The sequence below is a fragment of the Spirochaetota bacterium genome, assembly GCA_026414805.1.
Lineage (GTDB): Bacteria > Spirochaetota > UBA4802 > UBA4802 > UB4802 > UBA4802.
In genome coordinates, this window is record JAOAIH010000047.1 from 1 (window position 1) to 24,377 (window position 24,377).

Annotated in this window: 22 protein-coding genes and 2 tRNA genes; 13 read left to right on the forward strand and 11 right to left on the reverse strand. The window is 37.4% G+C overall.

The window, feature by feature from the left end:
- The 6 genes from lysS to aat form a co-directional block, all read left to right on the forward strand.
- Positions 1 to 1,389 (forward strand): lysine--tRNA ligase (gene lysS, locus N3F66_10155; GenBank protein MCX8124512.1); only part of this gene is annotated, 1,389 nt, incomplete at its 5' end.
- 3 nt (positions 1,390 to 1,392) lie between these two features.
- Positions 1,393 to 2,040, forward strand: a complete 648-nt coding sequence (locus N3F66_10160) for a DedA family protein (protein MCX8124513.1) — start codon at positions 1,393 to 1,395, stop codon at positions 2,038 to 2,040.
- A 27-nt stretch (positions 2,041 to 2,067) separates the two neighbouring features.
- A complete protein-coding gene (locus tag N3F66_10165) occupies positions 2,068 to 2,889 on the forward strand; it encodes a transaldolase (protein ID MCX8124514.1) in 822 nt (273 codons plus the stop codon).
- A 66-nt stretch (positions 2,890 to 2,955) separates the two neighbouring features.
- Entirely contained in the window at positions 2,956 to 3,267 is a 312-nt protein-coding gene (clpS, locus tag N3F66_10170) for an ATP-dependent Clp protease adapter ClpS (protein ID MCX8124515.1), read from the forward strand.
- A gap of 24 nt (positions 3,268 to 3,291) precedes the next feature.
- A complete protein-coding gene (gene clpA / locus N3F66_10175; GenBank protein ID MCX8124516.1) occupies positions 3,292 to 5,520 on the forward strand; it encodes an ATP-dependent Clp protease ATP-binding subunit ClpA in 2,229 nt (742 codons plus the stop codon).
- A 1-nt stretch (position 5,521) separates the two neighbouring features.
- Positions 5,522 to 6,253, forward strand: a complete 732-nt coding sequence (aat, locus tag N3F66_10180; protein MCX8124517.1) for a leucyl/phenylalanyl-tRNA--protein transferase — start codon at positions 5,522 to 5,524, stop codon at positions 6,251 to 6,253.
- Here aat and N3F66_10185 read toward each other — a convergent pair.
- The 6 genes from N3F66_10185 to N3F66_10210 form a co-directional block, all read right to left on the reverse strand.
- Positions 6,234 to 7,139 carry a DnaJ domain-containing protein gene (locus N3F66_10185; protein MCX8124518.1) on the reverse strand — a complete coding sequence of 302 codons (906 nt, stop codon included), beginning with the start codon at positions 7,137 to 7,139 and terminating at the stop codon, positions 6,234 to 6,236. The two genes, aat and N3F66_10185, sit on opposite strands and share 20 nt — an antisense overlap.
- 124 nt (positions 7,140 to 7,263) lie before the next feature.
- Entirely contained in the window at positions 7,264 to 7,542 is a 279-nt protein-coding gene (locus tag N3F66_10190) for an STAS domain-containing protein (protein ID MCX8124519.1), read from the reverse strand.
- A 24-nt stretch (positions 7,543 to 7,566) separates the two neighbouring features.
- Positions 7,567 to 7,944, reverse strand: a complete 378-nt coding sequence (locus N3F66_10195; protein MCX8124520.1) for an STAS domain-containing protein — start codon at positions 7,942 to 7,944, stop codon at positions 7,567 to 7,569.
- Positions 7,945 to 7,991: 47 nt separating this feature from the next.
- Positions 7,992 to 10,700 (reverse strand): SpoIIE family protein phosphatase, encoded by a 2,709-nt coding sequence (locus N3F66_10200; GenBank protein ID MCX8124521.1) that lies wholly within the window; start codon positions 10,698 to 10,700, stop codon positions 7,992 to 7,994.
- A gap of 4 nt (positions 10,701 to 10,704) precedes the next feature.
- Positions 10,705 to 11,784 (reverse strand): hypothetical protein, encoded by a 1,080-nt coding sequence (locus N3F66_10205; protein MCX8124522.1) that lies wholly within the window; start codon positions 11,782 to 11,784, stop codon positions 10,705 to 10,707.
- 36 nt (positions 11,785 to 11,820) lie between these two features.
- A complete protein-coding gene (locus tag N3F66_10210) occupies positions 11,821 to 12,837 on the reverse strand; it encodes a hypothetical protein (protein MCX8124523.1) in 1,017 nt (338 codons plus the stop codon).
- 213 nt (positions 12,838 to 13,050) lie between these two features.
- Here N3F66_10210 and N3F66_10215 point away from each other — a divergent pair.
- Together N3F66_10215 and N3F66_10220 are read left to right on the forward strand one after the other, a co-directional pair.
- A tRNA-Lys gene (locus N3F66_10215) sits at positions 13,051 to 13,123 on the forward strand.
- A gap of 53 nt (positions 13,124 to 13,176) precedes the next feature.
- A tRNA-Glu gene (locus N3F66_10220) sits at positions 13,177 to 13,249 on the forward strand.
- Between the two features lie 169 nt (positions 13,250 to 13,418).
- Here the strand turns inward: N3F66_10220 and N3F66_10225 are convergent.
- Positions 13,419 to 13,874 (reverse strand): thioesterase family protein, encoded by a 456-nt coding sequence (locus N3F66_10225; protein MCX8124524.1) that lies wholly within the window; start codon positions 13,872 to 13,874, stop codon positions 13,419 to 13,421.
- A gap of 228 nt (positions 13,875 to 14,102) precedes the next feature.
- Between N3F66_10225 and N3F66_10230 the strand changes: the two genes are divergently transcribed.
- The 5 genes from N3F66_10230 to N3F66_10250 all read left to right on the forward strand — a co-directional run bounded on the left by N3F66_10230 (position 14,103) and on the right by N3F66_10250 (position 20,089).
- Entirely contained in the window at positions 14,103 to 14,690 is a 588-nt protein-coding gene (locus N3F66_10230) for a TetR/AcrR family transcriptional regulator (protein ID MCX8124525.1), read from the forward strand.
- 14 nt (positions 14,691 to 14,704) lie between these two features.
- Positions 14,705 to 16,945, forward strand: a complete 2,241-nt coding sequence (locus N3F66_10235) for a molybdopterin-dependent oxidoreductase (GenBank protein MCX8124526.1) — start codon at positions 14,705 to 14,707, stop codon at positions 16,943 to 16,945.
- A gap of 63 nt (positions 16,946 to 17,008) precedes the next feature.
- The gene (locus N3F66_10240; protein MCX8124527.1) at positions 17,009 to 17,575 is read left to right on the forward strand and encodes a formylmethanofuran dehydrogenase subunit E family protein; all 567 of its coding nucleotides are present in this window, start codon (positions 17,009 to 17,011) and stop codon (positions 17,573 to 17,575) included.
- Positions 17,568 to 18,764, forward strand: a complete 1,197-nt coding sequence (locus N3F66_10245; GenBank protein ID MCX8124528.1) for a putative sulfate/molybdate transporter — start codon at positions 17,568 to 17,570, stop codon at positions 18,762 to 18,764. The genes N3F66_10240 and N3F66_10245 overlap by 8 nt, the downstream gene beginning before the upstream one ends.
- A 140-nt stretch (positions 18,765 to 18,904) precedes the next feature.
- Positions 18,905 to 20,089: an OmpA family protein gene (locus N3F66_10250; GenBank protein ID MCX8124529.1), complete on the forward strand. Its 1,185-nt coding sequence runs from the start codon at positions 18,905 to 18,907 to the stop codon at positions 20,087 to 20,089.
- A 36-nt stretch (positions 20,090 to 20,125) separates the two neighbouring features.
- On the opposite strand, the gene N3F66_10255 is transcribed toward N3F66_10250, so the two are convergent.
- From N3F66_10255 to N3F66_10270, 4 genes are all read right to left on the reverse strand, one after another.
- Positions 20,126 to 20,869: a hypothetical protein gene (locus N3F66_10255; protein ID MCX8124530.1), complete on the reverse strand. Its 744-nt coding sequence runs from the start codon at positions 20,867 to 20,869 to the stop codon at positions 20,126 to 20,128.
- A 138-nt stretch (positions 20,870 to 21,007) separates the two neighbouring features.
- Entirely contained in the window at positions 21,008 to 22,003 is a 996-nt protein-coding gene (gene tsaD, locus N3F66_10260; protein ID MCX8124531.1) for a tRNA (adenosine(37)-N6)-threonylcarbamoyltransferase complex transferase subunit TsaD, read from the reverse strand.
- Positions 21,996 to 23,360 (reverse strand): S41 family peptidase, encoded by a 1,365-nt coding sequence (locus tag N3F66_10265; protein MCX8124532.1) that lies wholly within the window; start codon positions 23,358 to 23,360, stop codon positions 21,996 to 21,998. The genes tsaD and N3F66_10265 overlap by 8 nt, the downstream gene beginning before the upstream one ends.
- A gap of 16 nt (positions 23,361 to 23,376) precedes the next feature.
- The gene (locus tag N3F66_10270) at positions 23,377 to 23,652 is read right to left on the reverse strand and encodes a hypothetical protein (protein ID MCX8124533.1); all 276 of its coding nucleotides are present in this window, start codon (positions 23,650 to 23,652) and stop codon (positions 23,377 to 23,379) included.
- Positions 23,653 to 24,377: the final 725 nt, after the last annotated feature.

Here is a 24,377-nt window from a genome sequence, read left to right on the forward strand (position 1 = left end):
AGACGTACACATACCGCAGCACAAATTAAAGAAATCTTTGCTGAAGGTACAGAATTACATGTCAGGGCAGCAGGAAGGATAAAATCCAAGCGCGTTATGGGGAAGGCAAGCTTTGCGCATATTGAGGATGCCAGTGGTCTTATTCAGGTGTATGCGCGGCTTGACAAGCTTGGTGATGATCCGTATGAACTTTTTAAAACGCTTGATCTTGGGGACATCATTGGTGTTGCAGGGCATGTGTTTAAAACAAAGCAGGGTGAGATCACTATAGAAGTGCAGGAAGTTACACTGCTTGCAAAATGTATCAGGCCGCTTCCTGTGGTTAAGGAAAAGGATGGGAAGGTATTTGATGAATTTGCTGATAAAGAACAGCGTTACCGACAGCGGTATGTTGATCTCATTGTAAATCCACAAGTGCGCCAGCAGTTTGTGCTCCGAAGCAAGCTTATTACTGGTATTCGAACATTTTTAAACCAGAAAGATTTTATTGAAGTAGAAACCCCGATGATGCAGGCAATTCCTGGTGGTGCAGCCGCCCGCCCCTTTATTACTCATCACAATGCACTTGACATTGACCTGTATCTGCGCATTGCACCTGAATTGTATCTTAAACGGCTGCTTGTTGGCGGATTTGAAAAGGTGTATGAGCTCAACCGCAATTTCCGCAATGAAGGAATATCAACGCGCCATAATCCGGAATTTACAATGCTTGAGTTGTATCAGGCATATGCAGATTACAACGACATGATGGAAATAACGCAGGAGATGATAAGCACACTTGCTCAACAGTTATTGGGCTCCATGGTACTACAGTACCAGGGTAACACCATTGACCTCACACCACCATGGCAAAAGATTTCCTATGTCGATGCTCTGAAAAAATACACGGGGATAGATTTTCAAAAGCTGTCGCACACTGAAGCAGTCCAGAAAGCAAAGGATGTTGGTATTGATGTTGATGAAAGCATGTCAAAGTGGAAAATAGCAGAGGAGATGTTTGAGGAAAAGGTTGAAGCAAATCTCATTCAACCAACATTTATCATAGACTATCCAAAAGAGCTATCGCCCCTTGCAAAAAGCAGGGAGGATGACATTGAGTTTGTTGAGCGCTTTGAGGTATATATTGCAGGTAGGGAGATAGCCAACGCATTTAGCGAGCTCAATGACCCATTTGATCAACGTGAGCGATTTGAACAGCAGGTGAAAATGCGTGAAGCAGGCGATGATGAGGCGCAAATGATGGACATTGATTACGTAACAGCGCTTGAATATGGCATGCCGCCTGCAGGGGGGCTTGGCATTGGCATTGACAGGTTGGTAATGCTTTTTATTGATACAGCGTCAATCAAAGACACCATTTTATTCCCGCTTTTAAAACCAGAAAGGTAATGTATGCCAGTTGCTCATTATTCATACAAACAATACGGATTGAATATCCACAGGTATTTATATGATTGGGTACTCTCATGGGCACATACGCCATTTGGCTCGTGGGCTCTGTTTGTTTTGGCGCTGGCTGAGTCATCGTTTTTTCCAGTGCCACCAGATGTGCTGCTCATTGCGCTTGTGTTAGGCAAAAGGGAAATTTTTGCGCGGTTGGCTACTTTGTGTTCGGTTGCTTCGGTTATCGGTGGGCTTTTAGGGTATGCCATAGGATATTTTTTATGGTATGATGGCGATAGTTTTTCAAGAATAGCCATGTTCTTTTTTAATAATATCCCTGGTTTTACAATTGAAACGTTTAATTCAGCACGGCAGCTATACGAGACATATTCATTCTGGATTGTGTTTACCGCTGGATTTACTCCTATCCCCTATAAAGTGATAACAATTACTGCAGGTGTGGCAAATATTAATATTGTTATTTTTACAGTAGCCTCAATAATCAGCCGCACATTGCGATTCTTTTTGGTAGCTGGGCTTATATGGAAATTTGGCCAGCCTATCAATGCATTTATAAATAAATGGTTTAATGTCCTGTCGATAGTTTTTGTGGTACTATTAATTGGCGGGTTTTATGTGTTAAAATATATGGTATAGAAATTATATTTTTAATGGAGGATTGCTATGAAGATTTTTATTGATAGTGCGGACATTGATGAGATAGCAAAAGCGTATGAATGGGGAATAGTAGATGGTGTGACAACAAACCCATCACTGCTTAAAGCTGCAGTTGATAAAAGAAAAGCTAAAGGTGAAAAACTTGATTTAGAAGCATACATTGTAAAGCTTTTAGAAATTTCAAAGCCAAATCCTGTGAGCCTTGAGGTGACAAAGCGCACTGCAGAAGGGATGATACAACAAGGGCGAAACCTATATAAGCGGTTTAATGAAGTGGCACACAACGTCAACATAAAGATACCGGTTAATCCAGCAGTAAAAGCTGATGAGCTCTGCCACTTTGATGGTATTAATGCGGCCAAGGTGTTGCAGTCAGAAGGCATACCGGTTAACTGTACACTTGTGTTTACACCTGAGCAGGCATTGCTGGCAGCAAAGGCAGGTGCAGCGTACATAAGCCCGTTTGCAGGGCGGATTGATGACCTTATTCGCAGCAGGGCAAAGATGCAATTTGGTAAAAGTGATTATTTCCCCCAGGATGGCATTGAACAAAACGGGGTGCTTTTGAATGATAATGGCATTATATCTGGCATAGATCTGGTTTCACAGTGTGTGGAGATATTGGCGTATTATGGGTATGAGTCACAGATTATTGCGGCATCGCTGCGCAATCCACGGCAGGTAAGGGAAGCAGCACTTGTAGGGGCACATATCGCTACAGTACCATTTGGGGTGATAGCTGACATGCTGAAACATGAAAAAACATTTGAAGGTATGCAAAAGTTCACTGACGATATTGTGCCTGAATATGAAAAGCTTATAGGGTAAGATACTTGCCAAATACTGAAGATTTATTTATATTTTTTATATATGAAATAAACCACGGGGATAACCATGGCACATATACACGATTATGAAGGTGATCTCCAGGTTAAGAAAGATATAAAGGTTAAAAAGCCAAGGATGTATAAGGTCATACTGCATAATGACCATTATACAACCATGGATTTTGTTGTTGAGGTCCTGGTGAAAGTATTCCATAAAAATATTATGGAAGCAACTGAACTTATGTTACAAGTTCACAAAAATGGTTTTGGCATTTGTGGTGTATATACGTATGATATTGCACAAACCAAGGCACAACAGGTTCATACTATGGCACGGCAGCGGGAATTTCCGCTTAAGTGCACGGTTGAAGAAGCATAATTATATATAGTAGGACTTTTGCTAATGGAAATAAGTACAGTATTAAATCAGATTTTAATGGCTGCCTATAATGAGGCAAAAAACCGTAAGCATGAGTATCTTACCCCTGAACATGTATTGTTTGCATCATTGTATTTCCCTGAAGGCAGGGAAGTAATAGAAGGGTGTGGTGGAAATATAGAACAGCTCAAACGTAATCTGGATAAGCATCTTTCAACCAGGGTGCCAGTTATAGAAGAAGGCGAACCGATACAATCTGTTGGATTGCAGCATGTCATTGAGCGCGCTATCTTGCACATTAATTCTGCACAGAAGGAGATACTTGATTTTGGCGATATTATCATTGCTATTTACGAAGAAGAAGAATCCTTTGCATCATATTTTCTGGCACGTGAAGGTATCACACGCTATGATCTTTTGAATTACATATCACATGGTACACAGTTTGATGAAGATGAGATTGAAGAGTTTGATGATGACCTTGTAGAAGAGAGTGGCAAAAAGAGTAAAGTGCTTGAACAGTTTACAGTAGAATTAACTGAAAAAGCGCGGAAAGGAGAACTTGACCCTTTAATTGGCAGAGATGATATCCTTGAGCGGACAATGCAGGTGCTGTCGCGCAGACTAAAAAATAACCCTGTACATGTTGGCGAACCAGGTGTTGGCAAAACAGCAATAACCGAAGGGCTTGCCCAGCGAATTGTAGAGGGAACAGTGCCGCCGGCACTTAAAGGTGCAAAGATATATCGCCTTGATATGGGCGCTCTTATTGCCGGAACACGTTTCAGAGGCGATTTTGAAGAACGCCTCAAGAGGGTCATTCTTGAGTTGCAGAAGCAAGAGAAGGTTATTCTTTTTATTGATGAGATACATACTATTGTTGGAGCAGGTGCGGTCAGTGGAGGTTCAATGGATGCTTCCAATATCCTGAAGCCTGTGCTTGCTGATGGCAAAATTCGCTGTATTGGAACCACAACCTATGATGAGTACAGAAAATATTTTGAAAAGGATGGTGCACTATCACGTCGCTTTCAGAAAATTGATATACATGAACCATCGCATGAAGATACCATTGCTATATTACAGGGGATAAAGTCCCGTTATGAAGAACATCACAGAGTAACCTATACTGATGAAGCACTCAGGCAGGCTGTAGAGCTATCGGCACGGTACATTACAGAACGAAAGCTTCCTGATAAAGCAATTGATGTGATTGATGAAGCCGGTGCATATGCACGGATGTATGCGCGTGAAGATGAACAGCCTGTCATCACTGCGCATGAAATTGAACGTGTTGTTGCAAAGATAGCCCGCATACCAGAGCGCACCGTTTCGGCAAGTGAAATTGAAAAGCTGCAGTATCTTGAAAGCGAACTTAAAGCACAGATTTTTGGACAGGATGCTGCAGTACAAAAAGTAGTTGAGGCAATAAAACGCTCGCGTGCAGGGTTCAGGGAGGCTGAAAAACCCATTGCATCGTTTTTGTTTGTTGGGCCAACAGGTGTGGGGAAGACAGAACTTGCGCGACAACTTGCAATTACGATGGGCATTGAGCTTATACGGTTTGACATGAGTGAGTATCAGGAAAAGCATACGGTTGCCCGTCTAATTGGCGCACCACCAGGCTATGTTGGCTATGAAGAAGGAGGACAACTGACTGAAGCTGTCCGCAAGCACCCGTATTGCGTGTTGCTGCTAGATGAAATTGAAAAAGCACATCCTGATATATTCAATTCTCTTTTACAGATTATGGACTACGCCACGTTGACTGATAATACTGGTCGAAAAACTGATTTCAGGAATACTATCATTATAATGACATCTAATGCAGGGGTGCGTGAAATGCATAAGAGGGTGCTTGGTTTTGAAGTGGCGACGTATAATTTAGATGCAGTCAACAAAGAGCTTGAACGGCTGTTTGCACCTGAGTTCCGCAACCGCCTTGATGCGATAGTATTCTTCAATGGCCTGAATAAAGATATGATGCGAAATATAGTGATAAAAAAGATTAGAGAATTTTCAAAGCAGCTTGAGGAAAAAAATGTACAGCTGGTTTGCACAGATGCATGTATTGACTGGCTTTGTGAAAAGGCGTATTCTCCTGTATTTGGTGCACGAGAAGTTGCGCGTATCATACAGGAATATATCAAATCGTTCTTTGTGGATGCAGTTTTATTTGGTGCACTGAAAAATGGCGGCAGGGCCATAGCTGATGTTGTAAATGATTCAGTATCTATAACTATCGAACAGTAAAATGTTGTATTATCTGGATAAGGATGTTATCTGGTTCCCGCCCGTACATGAAGCTATAGAGGATGGACTGCTTGCCTTTGGTGGTGATTTAACACCAGAGTGGCTGCTTGAAGCGTATTCAAAAGGCATATTCCCATGGTTTAACAGCGATACGTCTGAGATACTCTGGTGGAGCCCCGATCCACGCTTTATACTGTTCCCGGATGAATTAAAAATACCCCGTTCACTCAAACAGGTAATGAAAAAAAAGATTTTTACAGTGAGTATGGACAAAGCTTTTCAAACGGTGATAGCAGAATGTGCCAAACCACGTAAAAATGATTCTGGTACGTGGATAACACCACGTATGAAAAAATCATATACAATGCTACATACATTGGGATATGCACATTCAGTTGAAGTATGGAAGGGGGCGGAGCTTGTTGGTGGATTGTATGGGGTGTCACTGGGTAAAGCTTTCTTTGGTGAATCCATGTTTACAAAAATTGACAATGCTTCAAAGATAGCACTTCTGACACTGGTTGCAGTAGTTAGGCGATTAGGATTTACATTCATTGATTGTCAGGTATATACAGATAATCTGAAACGATTTGGTGCACGGTTTATTGCGCGCGAGGATTTTATAAACCTATTAAACGCTTCACTTGTCCACCAAACCCGCAAAGGTAGCTGGGATACGATGATACAGGATGGCTATGATTATCTCCAGTGTCTTAATGAAGCAGGAGCTTAGATTCCAGAAGATTTTCTTTTTTTGCCTTTACCTTTGTATATCGAATTTTTGGATACTGAGAAAGAGCCATTACAAAAACAGAAAACATAAAATACACTGAAAGAGAAACAACAACAACAGCAATTATCCCAATACTAAGGACAATTATCTTTGAATAAGAATAGGATGTGAACATCTTAATTGAAGCAATAACCGCAATTGCATATCCTAATAAAAGCAAAAATGCAGCAGTGAAAGTTCCATAGAATACCATTTTCCCAACTTTCATAGGTATACCCTTTAGCTGTGCGTTCATCCACGCTGCACCTTTTTTAACGTATTGAGCAAAAAGCACGGCAATAATTTCAATCAGTCGTTTTATCATCAATGCTGTAATAATTATACCTGCGACAAGTGAGGAGTATGAAGCTATTGCAATTGAAAAAACAAAAAGTATAAGCAGGGCGATAGTAACTGTTATAAGAATCCCTGCCATAACAAGAAGAGGAATGCATAAACTTATAACAATCGACTTGAACGTTGCTTTTATTAAGGCAATAGTGCTTTCAAAACGGCTTAAGTAATCATCAGGATGGAGCACAAAATATTCCCATTCCTGTACATACCTGTCATCGGGAGGCCCAAAATCCTCAAATATTGATGCTATTTCTGGAGAAGTTTTTGCATGATATTTCTTCCATACTGTATCATAGTGCGCACGCTGAGAGGGGTTTGTTAAAATGTCGTATGCCTCACGAATAAGTACAAACTGTGCATAATTGTTTTCTTTTGTGCTGTCGGGATGGGTTTCCTTGGCTTTTTTTCTGAACGCTGTTTTGATAGTAGTACTATCAGCTGTACAGGGAATATCTAATATTTTGTAGTAGTCTTTAAATGCTATATCCATGGAAGTGCAACTGTAGCTTATGCATTTATGTACCGGAAATACTGCAAGGCATCTACATCAGTGTTGAATATTTTTATAAAACTGCCAACTCGTACTACATCAAGGATATTAAGTATAGACTCATTTACAGAGCCAATACCAGGTCGCCATTGTTTTTTCTGATCTGCTTTGTTGCAGAAATAAGAGTACTTATTCCTCCGCTATCGATCTGTGTAACCTTTTTTAAATCAACAATTATTTTTTTTGCACCACCATGGATTAATGTATTTAAAAATACCCATAGCTGCCGTGATGATTCAATATCTATTTTTTCAGGATAGGTAATATAAAATACAATTGTTTCATAATCAATTTTTTCTTTGTTAATAAATGATAGATTGAGCACTTCTATTTCAAAACTCATGTTGTACCACCATTATAAAAGATGTTATACGTATCGAAAATAATGTAATGCCTCGTCTAATGTTGTAAAAATCTTCATAAACTTCTGAAGCTGAATTGGCTTAAATATAAGTTGTATTCTTTCTGGAACGTTGATGAGTACAGCATCGCCGTCCTTATGTTTACGAATCATCTTGGTTATGTCAATTAAAGTTCCCATACCGTAACTATCAATAAATTCAACTTCGGCCATATCAAAAATGATTTTTTTCAAACCACCAGTAATTAAACATGACAATAGCATGAATAAATCATTATTTTTATCCATGTCTGCAACATCAGCAAGTTGTATTAGTAACACAATCCTGTTATAATTGACATCTTCTGTTTTGATGCCGGGTAATTCAATGATTTTACAATTCATAATACCATAGATGTATACAATAACTGTATCAAATATCAACAAAAAAATTATAATAACTCTGCCATAATAATCGTAACATCATCTCTGAATGCATCTGTTTCTGCCGTTTCAGACCATACACGTAGTGTTGCTATAAGGTTTGTTATAAATGATTGAGGGTCCTGTAAATAGTTGTTATGAATATACTCAATAAGACGGTCAGTGCCAAAAATTTTATTTTTACTGTTCATAACTTCAATTATGCCGTCAGTGTATAACAGTAATTTATCATGTTCTGTGTATGAAGTGGTTGATTCTGTATATTGACTGTCATCAACCCATCCAATAGGAAATCCTTTTGGCCAGTTATTGAAAATAGTGCCATTCTTCTGTATCAGTAGTGGTTCCCAATGGCCAGCAAGAGAAACTGTTATCTGTTTAGTATCAGTATCAATCAGAGCATATGCAGCAGTAATATAATTTTCTTTGATATTGTTGGTTAAGTCTTTATTGAGCAAGGTGAGTAGCTGTGCAGGATGTGATGCATATTCTTTATTATTTACAAGAGCCATTTTCAGCATTGCACATACAATGGCTGCTGGAATACCATGACCGGTTACATCTGCTATCATTATTCCTGTTCTTGAGTCACTTATTTTAATGACATCATAAAAATCACCACCCATCTCTCTGGTTGGGATATATGCATGTGCAATATTAATGTGTTGTATTTTTGGGATATCCTGGACTACAACAGAACTGTGTATTTCATGTGCCAGGCGGATTTCATGTTTCAGCATGATGTATTCATTGTGTTCCTGCACGGATTGTTTCAGCGTTATAAGGTTTGTGATTCGTGCAATTAACTCATCTTTATTAAAAGGCTTGCTGAGATAGTCGTTTGCTCCAATTCTAAAACTGGTTATAATTTCCTGAGTTCTGTGCTTTGATGTGATTATCATTATGGGTAACTCATATAATGAATATGTTTTTCTTATTTTTTCGCAAACCTGGAATGCTGATGTGCCTGGCAAAATTGTATCCAATAGTATAAGATCAGGCAGCTTGCCCTGATTTAAAATAGAGAATAAAGGGATAGCATCGTGTGAAAATTCTACATAATAGCCTGCACCGGTGAGCATATCAAAAAGAATTTTAACATTTACCGGATCGTCATCAACAATATAAATAAATCCTCGGGATATTGTTGATTGGATTTTTTGCAAAAGGTGTTCATCCTCACTTGCCGATTGTATTGTATATTCTGCATAGGATATAGTTTGGGATAATTCATTAGTAATGAGTTCCTGATTGTATGGGAAGCATAGCATTACAGTTGTTCCCTCGTTGGGTACCGAGTGTATGGAAATTGTCCCCTCATGCAATTCCATAAGTTTTTTTGTTATAACAAGCCCAAGCCCTAATCCTCCATATGGAGTATCGTGTGATTTACTATTGTATCCAAAATCATCAATGTCATGTAATAATTGTTCCGGAAGCCCTCCTGCTGTATCATGCACAATGATTGCTAATGTTTCGGGGTTATTTTTTTGAGTGCGAATGGATATACTGCCTTTATGTGAGTATTTTACTGCATTGCCAATAATGTTTAGTAAAATCTGTTGGAGCCGCTGCTCATCTGCCATAACATGGGATGCTTGGGGATCAATACTGATGGCAACCGATAGTGATTTTGAACGGATAGCAGGCTGTAAGATTGAAATGACAAAATTAATAACACCCGAAATATCAACAACCTTTTTGTTAAGAATAATATCATTATACTTTAACCGTGTGAAATCCAGTATATCATCAATCATATATGATAGCCGAAGAGCACTGTTTGAAATCATTTCTAGCGAAGTAGTGATACTTGCACTGTCTTTAGCAGAATAGGTATGAATAATTGAGTTGGTTAAATGAGTTATACTCTCAAGTGGTATTTTTATTTCATATGAGATATTTGATAGGAAGTCATCTTTAAGTTTATTCAAACGAAGTAACTCCATATTGGTCCGTGTTAATTCCTTAATTTCTAAATTAACCATGTCTAAAAGGTGTTGTGTTGTTTTTGCTAATTTCCCAATTTCATCTTTCTGCTTGATTGCAGGTATAGTGATTGATGTTGTGCCTTCATCAAATTTCTTAAGCGATTCCATGATTAATTCAATTGGTTTGGAAAATTTGCGGCTAAATACAGTAGATGTGATATAGGCAATAACCAGTAGTGATACAACGCTTATTATAAAAACTGTATAATTAGCATATACCGGTTCCAATATTATCGATTCATTAAAAACTAAATGGGTAGCGCATGATATAGAACTTTGAGGGATTTTTGAATGTGCAATAAATTCAATATATGTATTTCCATTATTTGAAGAATATAGTACGGGTTGTTGATTTGAAATTTTTTTTAAAAGATCATGTGAAAGTGGTGAAAGTATTTTCCCTTGAGGATAATCAGCTAAAAGCATTGTATTGAACTTAGGATTTGGAGTAAATAGTACCACCTTCAAGGATACAAGGCCGTTAAATAATGGTTTTATAGCAGTAATATATTCATTTGCATCAATACTGGTTTGAGCAACGTTACCACTGTTGAGCAATAGCATATTCAAAACCATGTTCGATATCTGTTTTGCCTGCAATGTGCCGTCATTGATAATCTTTGAGTGCAATTGCTCAATCTGTCTGTTGAGGATGTATAGTGGGAAGGGCATAGTGATTGCAATAATTATAATAAATGCTATTAATATTTTATACCGGATTCTCATAGCTTTATTGCAATTTTTGTATTGTTTCTTTAATCCTTTTTGCCCTTACAATATAAGCGCTAGCAATAGTATTATTAGGGTCAATATAAAGAACACTATTCATTATAAGAATGCAATCATCATAGTTTTTATTATTAAAAGCTTCTATTCCTTTAGTGATCATATCCGGCACTTTGGGTAAAAGTTTTTTTTGCAGTTGTTTATACAGTAATTCTGCTTCCTTGACGTATTGTGATGAAAAATTAAGAAGCGGTAGAGCCTCATAATCTTTGTTAATTTCAATTAACGATTGTGCTTTATTATATTGCTGAAGAGCCACAGTTATTATGGAAACGTATTCAAGTGATTCCTTATGATTGTGATCAAGCGATAGTACCTGATTAAAATATTCTAATGCTTGTGAGGCATTTTTTTCCTTGAGATGGTCCACCCCTCTTTTGAATTGTTGCTGAATTGTAATTTTTATCTGTTCAGCTTTTTCTTTTTCCTTAGCCGCATAATAATCAGGTGAATAGAGTGCAAATTGGTAACCAGCTTTAACTGAAATAATAATGGTTTGAAATATTTTATGCGATAGCTCCGATAAAGAATATGCACATTCAACTGCCATGATGGTGCGAGTGAAGATATTTTTAGATACACCTGTATGTAACACAAATCCAGTTTTTGTTGTTGCATCAGACTTTTCAGTTTTAATTGCAGAAAGGGTATGGTATTTTAAAGAAAAACCGGCACCAGTGTATGCAGTAAAATCATAGGGCAATGTATAATAAAGTGATGGTACAATACTTATGCCAAACACCTGCATATTTGAATTGGTGCTCCGTGTAAGGGAAAATCGATTATATGTCAGGGTGCCATTAACCATAAACCAATCAGAAATAGGTACAAAAGAAAAAAACCCGGCACCCATTCCGTTATTGAGGCTTTCTGCATAATGGCCCGCAATAATACAGTATGCGGTTTCTAGACCAACAGTTGCATAACCTGAAAAATCCTTAGCAAAAACAATAGTAGAGTAGCAAAATGATTGCATTGTCAAAAGTAGAATAAGCCATGTTTGAATCACATAATTATTTTTCACATGTATATACCACAGTATAATTGTATAGACATCTTACTACCAGCACAAGCCAAGAAGATGATGGGAATTTGTACAATTTCTGTCATTACTATATATCCATTCATAATTATTTCTGTTATGAGCACCACTTCTCCCGTTTAAGACAATAACTGCTGCAAGGGTTGAATTTGATGTTGAAAGTTTTTCGCTTGTCCATGTGCTGCAGGTATAGTCAGTATCACATGAACCATCCTGCAAGCTGCCAGACCACCAGTAGCTGTCACATACCCCTACATTTTGTAATTGGTCAATGATTGTGCCATCAAGTAAATCATACCAGTTATATGCAATGATTACACCTGTTGGCGAATAGACTGGCCAGTCTGCTGGAACAGAATAATTATCGGGTAAGTTTTTTATTGCATCGTTGCTATCAATACTGATAAAGGCCACCCAATTGTCCTGTGGCAATGCAGGATAATTATTGATAAGAGCTTTATGCACAAGTTCATTTATTTCCTGGCGAGCAGTGCTAGCAGATGATGCCATAGCACCAGTGTATTTTCCGGCGCTGAAGAGATATATTCTACCTTTTGTAGTGAATGTAGAGGGGTAGTAAATTGATATGTTTTTGTCAGGATCTTTTACGCATACATTCACAAAGTATCGTTTACCAAACATCAAACTTGTTAAAATAAATTCATTTATAGGCTGAGTGGACCAATTATCTTCGTCAAGAAGTCCGGACTGAAGAATTTCATCCAATGAAAAAAGAGTAAGAGTTTGGCTAATAACCACCTGATATTGCAAAGTTTCAGAAGGGGAATTATCGGTAGCAAATGTCCATTGTACTTTTGCAGAATTTTCAGTAATGTTTGATACTATGATGAGTCCATTATTCCCGGGTATTGGAGCGTTAATTACCGGAATAGTGTTATTCCCTGTATAGGCGTTTTCTTGATTAATAATAGCGTTGAAGTTGTCATCAGCACAGGATAATAGGGCAATAGCTGCGATGCCTATCGCAAACAATAAAATTGACAAAATGGTATTATAACATTTATATTTATGCATATCAATGCCATCATAGAAAAAATGATGCCCAAACAACTATTACCCCAAACCATATTAAGATAATAAAAAAGACTGAAAATTACAACTTTTTTATGAAAAAATTTTTAAAATGAAGTAATTTTTTGAAAAGTAGACTTAAATGCTGTATTTTTTATTTGACACCAAAAACCTATTAATTATACAAGGTTAAATCTTTTTTATTATCAAGTGCAGGAGTCGCTAGCTCAGTCGGTAGAGCAACTGCCTTTTAAGCAGTGGGTCCGGAGTTCGATTCTCCGGCGACTCAATAAAATAATATTGACAGTTTCAATATTATTTTTTATGTGGTCATCATTACACGTCCCCGTCGTCTAGGGGTCTAGGACACCGGGTTTTCATCCCGGCAACAGGGGTTCGAATCCCCTCGGGGATGCATATAAAAGCACCGTTAACATAGCGGTGCTTTTTTATTGTAACTGTATTACCCGTAAATTTAGTTTTTGATGTTGTTGCAGTTAATGTAATTTGTAAAGAATTATAAAATAGCTATAGGTATAAAGTTAATGATGAATAGTGTTGGAGTATAATTATCAATTTTTTGATTACCGTAGATTTTTTTGAAAAATTGTATCTGTGTAAGGAAGTATTTTATTTAAAAATTTGGATGAAATGCGTACAGGCTTTCTGGTTAATTTGTCTAATATTACGGCCCCCATTTCCACAAGTACTGCGGTTGCATCGTTATGACTAATTTTATGGAAAAATCGAAAACTCTTATTCCCAATTTCACCAATTGTTGTATCAATTATAATTTCATCATCAAGGTGTAATTCTTTTAAAAGGTTCATTGCAACATCGGCTATTATTAAAACGGTGTTATCACCCATATTGTTTTCATCAAATCCAATTGAACAAAGCATATCCCTTCGAGCTAAGTGAATTATAGCAATCATTTCAGGTATGCCAACGTGCCCCCAGATATTAATGTCATTTATGTTTATTTTATAATGATATCTAAAACTGTATACTGAAAGCTCGTTAAGTTGCAATCGTGGCATAGTGAATAAACCGTTGTACTATTTTGGAATCAATAATCACGATACAATGAAAAAATTTAACCAACCAATGTCAAGGTGAATTTAATAATGCAGTGATTCTTCTTTTGGTATAACCCTTCCCAACATGGGAGTGTGAAAAAAATCAGGATGTTGAGATAAAAAATCATTGACAAATAGACGACTGGTCTACTATATACATAAAAGCAAATAATCATAAGGTTACAATCTATGGTTACAGCAAACAATACAAAAGATACTATTGTTGCAATTAGTGCAAAGCTTATGCATCTGAAGGGTTTTAATAATACCGGGATACAGGAAATACTACAAAAGGCAGATGTACCCAAGGGTTCTTTTTATTACTACTTTAAAAGCAAGGATGATTTAGGGCTTCAGGTTATTGAGTATTATACAAATGCCATTACTTCTATATTTCAGCAATATCTTAATGATACTTCTTTTTCACCACTTCAAAGGTTAGAAAATCTTATAATGTTTTATGCCAGGCATTTTAAAAAAATGAATTACACGTTAGGATGCCCCATTGGCAATTTTTCATTAGAGATGAGTGATTTGAGTGAACATTTCCGAGTAAAACTTAATCATTCAATTCAAAAACTAATTCGGCTTATTGATTCATGCTTACAGCAAGCTAAAGACAGTGGTGAAATTTCTGATGATGTTGATACAACACAGGCAGCTGAATTTATTTTTCAGGGTTTTGAAGGGGCGCTTCTACGTATGAAGGTTGTTAAAAGTGACCGACCTATTATAGTGTTTAAAAATTCAATAATGAAGTATTTAAAAGAGACATAAACCGGAGGTAATGTATGGGTGAGTGGAAAAAAACAGGATGTGTGCTCTGCGCTCAAAATTGTGGCATAGAGGTTGAAGTTGAAAATAACAAAATAGTTAAAGTACGCGGTGATAAAGAAAATCCGCGGAGCAAAGGGTATGTGTGCAGGAAAGGTATGAATATAATGTATCACCAGCATCATGATGAACGGCTCAAATACCCTTTAAAACGCACTGACAAAGGTTTTGTACGCATTTCTTGGGACCAGGCAATTGATGAAATAGCTGCAAAACTAAAAGAAATAGTGACAATGTATGGACCTAAATCCTACGCATATGTGGGGGGTGGTGGACAGGGCTGCCATTTTGAAGCGGCATTTGGTGTTACCTTGATGAGAGCTATCGGTTCACAGTATTACTATAATGCCCTTGGGCAAGAACTTACCGGTTTATTTTGGGCATACGGAAGAGTAACCGGAAAACAATATAAATTTATGATTCCTGATGAGCACAATACTGATGTGCTTGTTGCATGGGGCTGGAATGGAATGGTAAGCCATCAGATGCCGCGCGCACCGCTTTTTTTGCGCGAATTTGCAAAAAATCCTGATAAATTGCTTATAGTAATTGATCCTCGCAAATCCGAAACAGCAGAAATTGCAGATATTCACCTTGCGGTAAAACCCGGCACTGATGCACTACTCACAAAAGCCATGATAGCTCTTTGTTTAGAGGAAGGGTGGGTTGATACAGAATATGTCAAAAATCATGTAAATGGCTTTGAACAAATTAAAAGCTGGTTTGCGGATTTTGATATAAAAAAAGCTATTGATGTATGTGGTCTGGAATATGAAGTGGTAAAAGAAGTATGCAGGCACATACGATTTAAAAAGGCATGTGTGCATCCGGATTTAGGTGTGTACATGAACCGGCACAGTACGCTCACAACCTATTTGCAAATAATACTTTTTACTATAACGGGGAATATGTGTGTACAGGGTGGCAATGTAATACCGGGAATGCTTATGCCCATAATTTCTCATAGTGATGAGCGGGATGAAAAAACTTGGAGAACGGTAGTAACAGGATATCCAGCCATTGCAGGTGTGTTCCCACCAAATGTATTGCCCGAAGAGATATTAACTGATCACCCTGAAAGAATACGAGCTGTATTATGTACACAGTGCAATCCATTACGCTCTTTTGCTGATACCCACCAATATGAAAAAGCTTTTTCCAAGCTTGATTTATTGGTGGTTGCTGAGATTGCCATGACCGAAACTGCAAAATTAGCTCATTATGTGCTGCCTGCTCGCAGTGGTTATGAATCATGGGATGGCACATTCTTCACATGGACATGGCCAGAAATATATTTTCAGATGCGCCGACCTGTTGTTGAACCTGAGGGTGAACAAATTGAACTTGGAGAAATTCATTTACGAATTGCTGAAAAAATGGGTTTTGTTCCGGAAATACCTGAGTCGCTACATATAGCTGCAACAAAAGACAGGCTTTCTTTTGGGATGGAGTTTTTGAATTATATACAACAAAACCCACAGGCACTAAAAGTTATTCCATTTGTTATTGGTAAAACACTGGGGAAAGCTATGGGTTCGGTTCATCTTGCCAGCTTGTGGGCGCTGCTCATGAATGCGCCAAAGAGTTTTAAACAATGTGCCCAGCGTGTTGGTTTTTCAAAAGGACCTCTGATGGGTGAAGAAATTTTTAATGCAATAGTGAATAATCCACAAGGTTTGTGGATTGGCAAGTCGGACCCTTTAAACAACTTTGATGATTTAAGTACTGAGGATAAAAAAATAAATGTATGTATACCTGAGATGGAACAGTGGTGCAAAGATGTAACTGTTGAAAATGAGCTTAAGGAATTAGAATTACACAAAGACTATCCATTCATATTATCAGCAGGACGGCATTACCCTTACAATGCAAACACATTAATGAGAAATCCCGACTGGAATAAGGGCAAAAGAGCATGCACATGTATAATGCACCCGGACGATGCACAGGAGCTTGGTTTACAGGATGGTCAGCGTGTAAGGGTTATCACTGAGGCAGGTTCTGTGGAGTTGGAACTTGAAATTACCCAGCAAACAACCCGAAAGTATGTTATGATTCCGCATGGGTTTGGTCTTGAATATGGTGGAAAAGTACATGGTGTTAATGTCAACTATCTTGCTAAAAATACTCACAGGGACAAGCTGGCAGGCACTCCTTTCCACAGATATATTCCATGTAGGGTTGAAAAAGTTGTATAACGTATTGTATAGGTGCGATAGCTCAAAGAATATTTTTACATTATACTAAAGGCTTTAATCGTTATGAAGACAATTTGTGGTTATTCAGTTGACGAGTATATACACATGATTGAAAAATTCCATGGGAGTGTAGCCCCTGGAGTTTTGATTGGCGGTTTAATGGTTGATATATTATGGACACGCCGCGATAAAGAAAAATTTTATGATTTTTTATGTGAAACAGCAGTGTGTTTGCCTGATGCAATTCAGCTGCTTACTCCCTGCACGTATGGAAATGGATGGCTTAAGGTAATTCATACAGGAAGATTTGCAATGACTATGTTTGAAAAATATCATGGTGATGGCACACGTGCATATCTTGATACAATGAAACTTAAACAATATAATGAAATTACTAACTGGTTTTTTAAATTAAAGCCAAAAGAAGCACAAAATAAAGAGCTCCTTATTCATCAAATTATTGACGCTTGGGATGATATTATCTCCGTACAAAAAGTGAAAGTATGTCAGAATTATATTGGTAAAGACAAGCTTGGTGCTGTAGGGGTATGCCCACGGTGTGGTGAAGCGTATCCACTCAAAGATGGAAAGCTATGTCGAGTGTGTAATGGGCTAAAACTGTATGAATGATAACAGAATAGATTCATTTGCTAACAAAATCCACCGTTTTTTTATAGACATAAAAATTGATAGGAATGAACTCTCAGGCGCATTTGGTGATATGGGAACAGTCATTCCTCTTTTAGTTGGGATCTTAGTGGCAACAGGGATGGATGCAGGTGTAGTATTTATTGCATATGGTTTAATGCAGATATTTACGGGATTTATTTATAAAATCCCGATGCCTGTCCAGCCGTTAAAAGCTGTAGCCTTGATTGTAATAACACAAAAATTGAGTGGGGATATCGTAGTATGTGGTGGATTTACTATTGGTGTTTTGATGTTGGTATTAACTGCGTTTGGTGTTATTGATGTTTTTGCAAAGATAATTCCAAAAGCAGTTATCAGGGGAATCCAATTTGGCCTTGGATTGCAGCTTATCATGCTATCTATAAAAGAGTATATACCTTCTGAAAAATTTTCCGATTACATACTTGTGTTTGTATCATTTTCCATCATTGTTGTGTTACTGGGTAACAGACGCATTCCGCCGGCGCTTATACTCATACCAGTAGGCATTGTATATGGTATGGTATTTGGTACCGATGGAATAGCACATGAGCTATCGCATAAGCATAATTTTTTTAACTCATTAACTCTGGAAAATATTATTAAAGGTTTTGTGATACTTGCACTGCCTCAAATTCCGCTATCGCTGGGCAATTCAATTTTTGCCACAAGTCAGCTGAGTAAGGATTTATTTCCTCAAAAATCTGTTTCGCCGCGGAAAATAGCATTTACCTATGCAATTATGAATATTATGAATCCATTGATTGGTGGCATTCCTGTATGCCATGGAAGTGGTGGTATGGCCGGCCATTATACATTTGGAGCTCGTACTGGCGGTTCAGTAATTTTATTTGGACTGGCCATGACTATTACAGGTGTGGTGTTTGGAGCAAACGGAATTTATATATTACAAATGTTCCCATTGCCATTGCTGGGTGTGATTTTATTTTTTGAAGCACTAACATTATTAGGGCTTATTTCAGATGTTATTGGCAACAGCTTTGATTTGAAAATTTCGCTGATTGTTGCTGCATTAATAGTAACAATACCGTATGGGTATGTTATTGGCATGCTCACAGGTATCTGTGTAAATTATCTGGTGAAATGGGTGAAAGCTGGCAGTCTTATATCAGTTGACACCAACCTATGAATATAGAAAATAAAAATAAATGGACAATTTAATCTTAACTTTGATTTACACAGCAATATAAATATATACTAAAAAATTATATTGCATTACATCATGTCATATTGTATAGTAGTGGAACTACAGTATACAAAGAGGCAATGATGAAATTTACAATTGCTATCAATATGATGGTTTTTGTTTTGCTGCTTGATACACATTTTGTTTTTGCACTTACCTTGAAGTGGGATATTCCCGAACAATCAAAACTAGAATTTGTATATGATGCAAAAATTGAATATTATGAAAATGGTGAACTTAAAAGAATATATGGTGAACGCAATATCATTGATTTAGTATGCTATCAGAAAAAATCAAATGGGCAGGCTGTAAATGGTTCTTTTTCAGTATATAGAAAAAATATAAACGATTTTGTTTACAGACTAGAAGAACAATATTTTTCTGACTTTTTTATTAATACAAATGGCACTTTTGTAGTTCCTGAAGGTAGTTTTATGCCAAACCTTCGTCATTTGCCAACATTCCCTAATGAAGATATCAGTACTGGTTTTGTATGGAAAGCGCCGATACATATTGTATTTAATAATTTTTCCGTTCCACTAATATTGTTACTTGAAGCTCAATACACACTGTTATTTATCAATAGCCAGAGTAATGAGGCATTCATTAATTATTCCATACTTATTGATAAAACGTTAAAAGATAAACCATATCCCGATGATCTCCCTGTTAAGATATATGGGCAGTATGCAGGACAGATGATATGGGATATTCAAAAAAATCAGCCAAAAAAATCGGTTAACGCATATAACCTGCTTTTAATATTTGGGAGGACAGGGCAATTGAGCACAGTAGAATTTAAAATGTCAATTGATCAAACCAATATGGCGTATCAGAGCATCCCTGAAGAGGAAAAGAAAAAGCAGCAAAAAGAAATAGAGAAAGAATTAAAGCAGGATGGTGTTTCGGTTGATTCTGATTCACGGGGCATGATTATACGTTTTTCGGATATTCTCTTTGAGTTTGATAAATATACCTTGAATGCTGATGCACGTAAGGTGTTAGAAAAGCTCGTTGGGATAATTAAGGCCAAATATCCCAATAATGAAATTATTGTGGAAGGTCATACTGACAATATTGGGACTGATGAATATAATCAGAATCTTTCTGAAAAGCGTGCACAGACTGTTGCTGGGTATTTGAAAAATAAATTAGGGCATGACAAAATATCCTATCGTGGACTGGGTAAAAAAAATCCGATTGCGGATAATTCATCCCAGGAAGGCAGGCAAAAAAACAGAAGAGTGGAAATCATTATAAAAATGTGATAGTAAAAAATGCCTGAAAGAACGATTGTGAATAGCTTATTGTAAAATTCTTTGAGTTCTTCGTGTAAAGCGTTTAGCTTCTGATTTAAAAACCTGTGCAAGTTCTACCAAATCATCAAACCGCTTAACAATAAATAGTGATTTGAGCAAATTTTTAATTTTGGTATCATCGTTTATTTCATGTATCTGCTTATTGGATGCAATAAATGTTTCATTGCAAAAGTTAAAATTTTTTTCAATAAGCTGACCAACTGGTTCAGGAATTTTTGCAAAAGGCATACCAGTTTTAAGGTGAACATTCTTCAGTATTAGAGCAATGAGTGTTTTGACATTCCGTTCTTTTGTAGCTTGTATGTCCTGCTGCATCTTTTCAAATGCTTTAAGTATCATCTGGTTTCTTTCTTTAATTGATTTTATAAGTTCACCTTTAATTTCGGGTGGCATTTTTGAAAATGATGGGCTATGGTGTGGATATGCATATTTAAGATAAGCCGGTTGCAACATAATACGTGCGCACAATGTATCGTTGAGATTTTCACCTTCAACAAGTGGTGCAATATCATCAGGTGTAATGTGTAATAGGCCTTTTTGTTTAATCACCTCTGGGACAGGCAATTGATATATGTACCCGGCGATGGCTTTATTTTCAGAAGTTTCTTCAGCAAAAAAATATTCGCATAGAAGCCGGGGGAATCCTTTTGAAGGGTCCCTTGATTCTGGGTCTTCTTCTATATCAATAATTGCATCGATAAGATTATGATATGTATTGTGGGTTTCCATAATTGTGTATATATGGCATTTGTACTATACAATATATAAAAGTATTGCCTCGCAGCTTTAGGCAGCGGGGTATGTGCAATTTGCCATCGTAACTAAAGTGAATAATACAATGAATGAATGAAAAAAGCAATTAATTTTTTAAGGTCTGGCTTTTACATCAATTGATAGTGGGCTGAACATCCCTTTTATGTAATACTGGTACCCAATTCCAGCGACCATTGCGCCATTATCAGTACATAATATGGGGGAAGGGAAATATATTGTATGGTAATCTTTCTTTTTTTCTATGATTAATTCACGTAAACGCTTATTGCTTGCAACACCCCCAGCTACGACGAGTGTGTGTATTTTCAAGCGTTTTGATGCATCAAAGAGCCTGCGAACTAATATTTCAAGAGCCCGTTCCTGAAAGCTGTATGCTATTTCATGTACGTTAGCATCGGGATGTTCATGCATATAATTGATGACTGCAGTCTTAAGCCCGCTGTACGAAAAGGAGTATGAATCATTGCTATCGGCAAGTATTTTTGGGAATATTGGTTTTTTTACTGTTGCCACAGATGCTAACTTTTCAATTATTGGCCCCCCCGGATATCCTAAGGATAAAAATTTTGCTACCTTGTCAAATGCTTCGCCAACAGCATCATCAGTGGTATTGCCTAGCAGTTCAAAGGTACCAAAGTCTTTTACAACGTAGAGTGCAGTATTCCCCCCTGATACAAGCAATCCAATGAATGGAAATTCTATGCCATGGCCTTCTAAAAATGGTGCATATAAATGTGCTTCTAAATGATGGACAGCAATAAGCGGTATAGATAGTGTATAGCTGATAGCCTTTGCTGACTGCAATGCAACTAAAAGCGAACCAACCAGACCTGGCCTGTAGGTGGCTGCAACATACGAGAGGTCTTTAAACGATACATTTGCTTCTCTGAGGCAATGGTCAATCAGATCATTAATAACCTCTAAATGTGCACGTGACGCAATTTCAGGAACTACACCATAATATTCCTGATGAAGGTGGATTTGGCTATAGATTGCATGCGACAGAATCGATTTTCCATCAGCAACTATGGCAACTGCTGTCTCATCACATGAGCTTTCCAGGCCTATCCCTAAAACTTTATTACTCATTTATTATCTTAATTGCCTCTGTAAGTTGGTTGTCAAATTCCAGGTCATACAACGGTCGCTTAGCAAAACGGTATATCTCTGATTTTAAGATGTAGTTGGCTGTTGAATCTGAAAGTTTAATATTATTCTTATCAAGAAGCTGCTTAAACTCCTGTTTTGTAAGTTCATCATATTTATTGTGGGTGCGAATAAATTTTTCAAGTATCTTTTCCTTTACAAGTATATTAATCTGCTTTTGTTCTTCTTTGGAGATAGTAGCCATGGGAACAGTGTAGTCTGGTTGAATGCCTATACCATGAATTGAAATTCCAGAGGGAGTATAATATTTGGCGATAGTCAGTGTGACACCAGTATTTTCATCTAAATTAAAAAATTTTTGCACTGAGCCTTTGCCAAAGGTTTTCTCGCCAATCAATTTGGCGCGATTATTATCCTTAAATGCGCCAGCAACAATCTCCGAAGCTGATGCACTACCCTTATTGACCAGAATAACACATTTACCATTAAATAGAGGGCTAGAGGTGGCACGGTATTCTTGTAGCGTTTCTTTGCCGCTTCGCCCTTTTGTTGATACAATCATGGTTCCTTTTGGCAAAAACATATCACTTACGGTAATAGCCTGATCTAAAAGTCCACCAGGATTCCATCGTAAGTCTATGATGCATTTAGTAATATTGTTTTTCTGGAAATATTGTAGGGCTTTTTTAACTTCAGTTGCAGTATCCTCACTGAAAACTTTTATTCTGAGGTAGCCAATACCTGTGTTATCGATTACAGCATAGTTAACAGTTTGCAACTTTATTGGAAGTCGCTCAAGTTCCACATCAATAGGCTCTTCTATGCCTTCACGGATAATGGAAAGAATTACTTTAGTATGTGGCTTGCCGCGTATCATTGACACAATGTCATTAATATTTTTATTTTTGATTGGCTTATTATCAATTTTATAGATGATATCTCCCGGCTGAATACCCGCTTTCATTGCAGGAGTCCCCTCAATAGGAGATACAACAACGATATCACCATTTTTGGCAGAAATTTCAATTCCAACTCCAATGAACTCACCGCTGGTTTCTTCCTTAAGTTGGCTGTATTCCTTTTCATCTAAAAAGCGTGAAAAAGGATCATTTAATGATGCTATCATACCACGGATAGCGCCATAAAAAAGATTCTTGGAGTCAGGTTGTTCTACGTATTCATTGCGTATAAGCTGGTATACCTGATGGAAAAAATCCAGGTATTTAAATGAAGGTTCCTGTGCAGAAACAGTAAAGGCAATATTAACACCAATTAATATGCCGGACAAAAATGCAATAAAAGCAATATGGAATGACCGTTTGCGTAACCACTGTAGCATACTATCCTCGCTTTATTTAAGGGTTTACATCAAAAAGTGCATATTTATCGGGATGCTTTGTTTTACAGTAATTGTAAAATGCCTGCGGGCTTACTTTATAATCCTGTAGTATAGCATCCATAATCTCACGTCGTTGTTTTGATGATTGTTCTTCATCAAAACTTTCTATGAATTCCCTGGTTAGGTATTCCTGCCATAAAATAGCAAACTCTTCTTGCGACAGCTTCTCGTCAATACAAGCAGTAAATGAGAGCATCGCTATGCATAGTATAAGGTGAAGCATTTTCTCCATTGTTACAGTCCTGGTATGTAAAAATTATTCCTTAAATTAGTTTATAGTTATAAGTGTTGAAAAATGTAAAGATTTTTATTTGTTATTTTATGTAAAATTTAATGCTCTGACCCTCCAAGTTGATTTTAAGGTACATGACAACATGTCATCCGGAACTTGTTTCAGGGTCTTGAAATGAAGGCTCTGACCCCAAATTATGCTATCACACAAGTAACTCTGTGATCTCTGCGTCCTCCGCGTGATGCATTTTTATCTCATGCAGAGTTCGCTGAGATGTGGAGGATGGCTCTGACCACATGGGTCATTTTATGTTTAAAAACATTGTGTCATCCTGAACTTGTTTCAGGATCTTGAAATGAAGGCTCTGACACCAAATTATGCTATCCCACAAGTAACTCGGTGTACTCAGCGCCCTTAGCTTGAGGTATTTTTCTCTCACGCAGAGACCGCTGATAATGATGAGATTTGTGACTTCATTTAGGCTCTGACCCCTATAATTTACTACGACTGAGTTTAGTTTGATGAATTACAGACAAGTCATCCTGAACTTGGTTCAGGATCTTGTAATATATGCTCTGACCCCAGCTTACTCTGTGACCTCAGCGTCCTCAGCGTGATGTATTTTTATTTCACGCAGAGATCGCAGAGAACGCGGAGATTAGGAAATAAGGCTCTGACCCCAAATTTTGCTATCCCTCCCATAACTCTGTGTACTCAGCGCACCC

What these genes read in the sequence shown, in the direction of transcription:
- N3F66_10160 (MCX8124513.1), top strand. Translation starts at nt 1,393, where the DNA reads ATGCCAGTTGCTCATTATTCATACAAACAATACGGATTGAATATCCAC.
- N3F66_10165 (MCX8124514.1), top strand. Translation starts at nt 2,068, where the DNA reads ATGAAGATTTTTATTGATAGTGCGGACATTGATGAGATAGCAAAAGCG.
- clpS (MCX8124515.1), top strand. Translation starts at nt 2,956, where the DNA reads ATGGCACATATACACGATTATGAAGGTGATCTCCAGGTTAAGAAAGAT.
- clpA (MCX8124516.1), top strand. Translation starts at nt 3,292, where the DNA reads ATGGAAATAAGTACAGTATTAAATCAGATTTTAATGGCTGCCTATAAT.
- aat (MCX8124517.1), top strand. Translation starts at nt 5,522, where the DNA reads ATGTTGTATTATCTGGATAAGGATGTTATCTGGTTCCCGCCCGTACAT.
- N3F66_10185 (MCX8124518.1), bottom strand. Translation starts at nt 7,139, where the DNA reads ATGGATATAGCATTTAAAGACTACTACAAAATATTAGATATTCCCTGT.
- N3F66_10190 (MCX8124519.1), bottom strand. Translation starts at nt 7,542, where the DNA reads ATGAGTTTTGAAATAGAAGTGCTCAATCTATCATTTATTAACAAAGAA.
- N3F66_10195 (MCX8124520.1), bottom strand. Translation starts at nt 7,944, where the DNA reads ATGAATTGTAAAATCATTGAATTACCCGGCATCAAAACAGAAGATGTC.
- N3F66_10200 (MCX8124521.1), bottom strand. Translation starts at nt 10,700, where the DNA reads ATGAGAATCCGGTATAAAATATTAATAGCATTTATTATAATTATTGCA.
- N3F66_10210 (MCX8124523.1), bottom strand. Translation starts at nt 12,837, where the DNA reads ATGCATAAATATAAATGTTATAATACCATTTTGTCAATTTTATTGTTT.
- N3F66_10225 (MCX8124524.1), bottom strand. Translation starts at nt 13,874, where the DNA reads ATGCCACGATTGCAACTTAACGAGCTTTCAGTATACAGTTTTAGATAT.
- N3F66_10230 (MCX8124525.1), top strand. Translation starts at nt 14,103, where the DNA reads ATGGTTACAGCAAACAATACAAAAGATACTATTGTTGCAATTAGTGCA.
- N3F66_10235 (MCX8124526.1), top strand. Translation starts at nt 14,705, where the DNA reads ATGGGTGAGTGGAAAAAAACAGGATGTGTGCTCTGCGCTCAAAATTGT.
- N3F66_10240 (MCX8124527.1), top strand. Translation starts at nt 17,009, where the DNA reads ATGAAGACAATTTGTGGTTATTCAGTTGACGAGTATATACACATGATT.
- N3F66_10245 (MCX8124528.1), top strand. Translation starts at nt 17,568, where the DNA reads ATGAATGATAACAGAATAGATTCATTTGCTAACAAAATCCACCGTTTT.
- N3F66_10250 (MCX8124529.1), top strand. Translation starts at nt 18,905, where the DNA reads ATGAAATTTACAATTGCTATCAATATGATGGTTTTTGTTTTGCTGCTT.
- N3F66_10255 (MCX8124530.1), bottom strand. Translation starts at nt 20,869, where the DNA reads ATGGAAACCCACAATACATATCATAATCTTATCGATGCAATTATTGAT.
- tsaD (MCX8124531.1), bottom strand. Translation starts at nt 22,003, where the DNA reads ATGAGTAATAAAGTTTTAGGGATAGGCCTGGAAAGCTCATGTGATGAG.
- N3F66_10265 (MCX8124532.1), bottom strand. Translation starts at nt 23,360, where the DNA reads ATGCTACAGTGGTTACGCAAACGGTCATTCCATATTGCTTTTATTGCA.
- N3F66_10270 (MCX8124533.1), bottom strand. Translation starts at nt 23,652, where the DNA reads ATGGAGAAAATGCTTCACCTTATACTATGCATAGCGATGCTCTCATTT.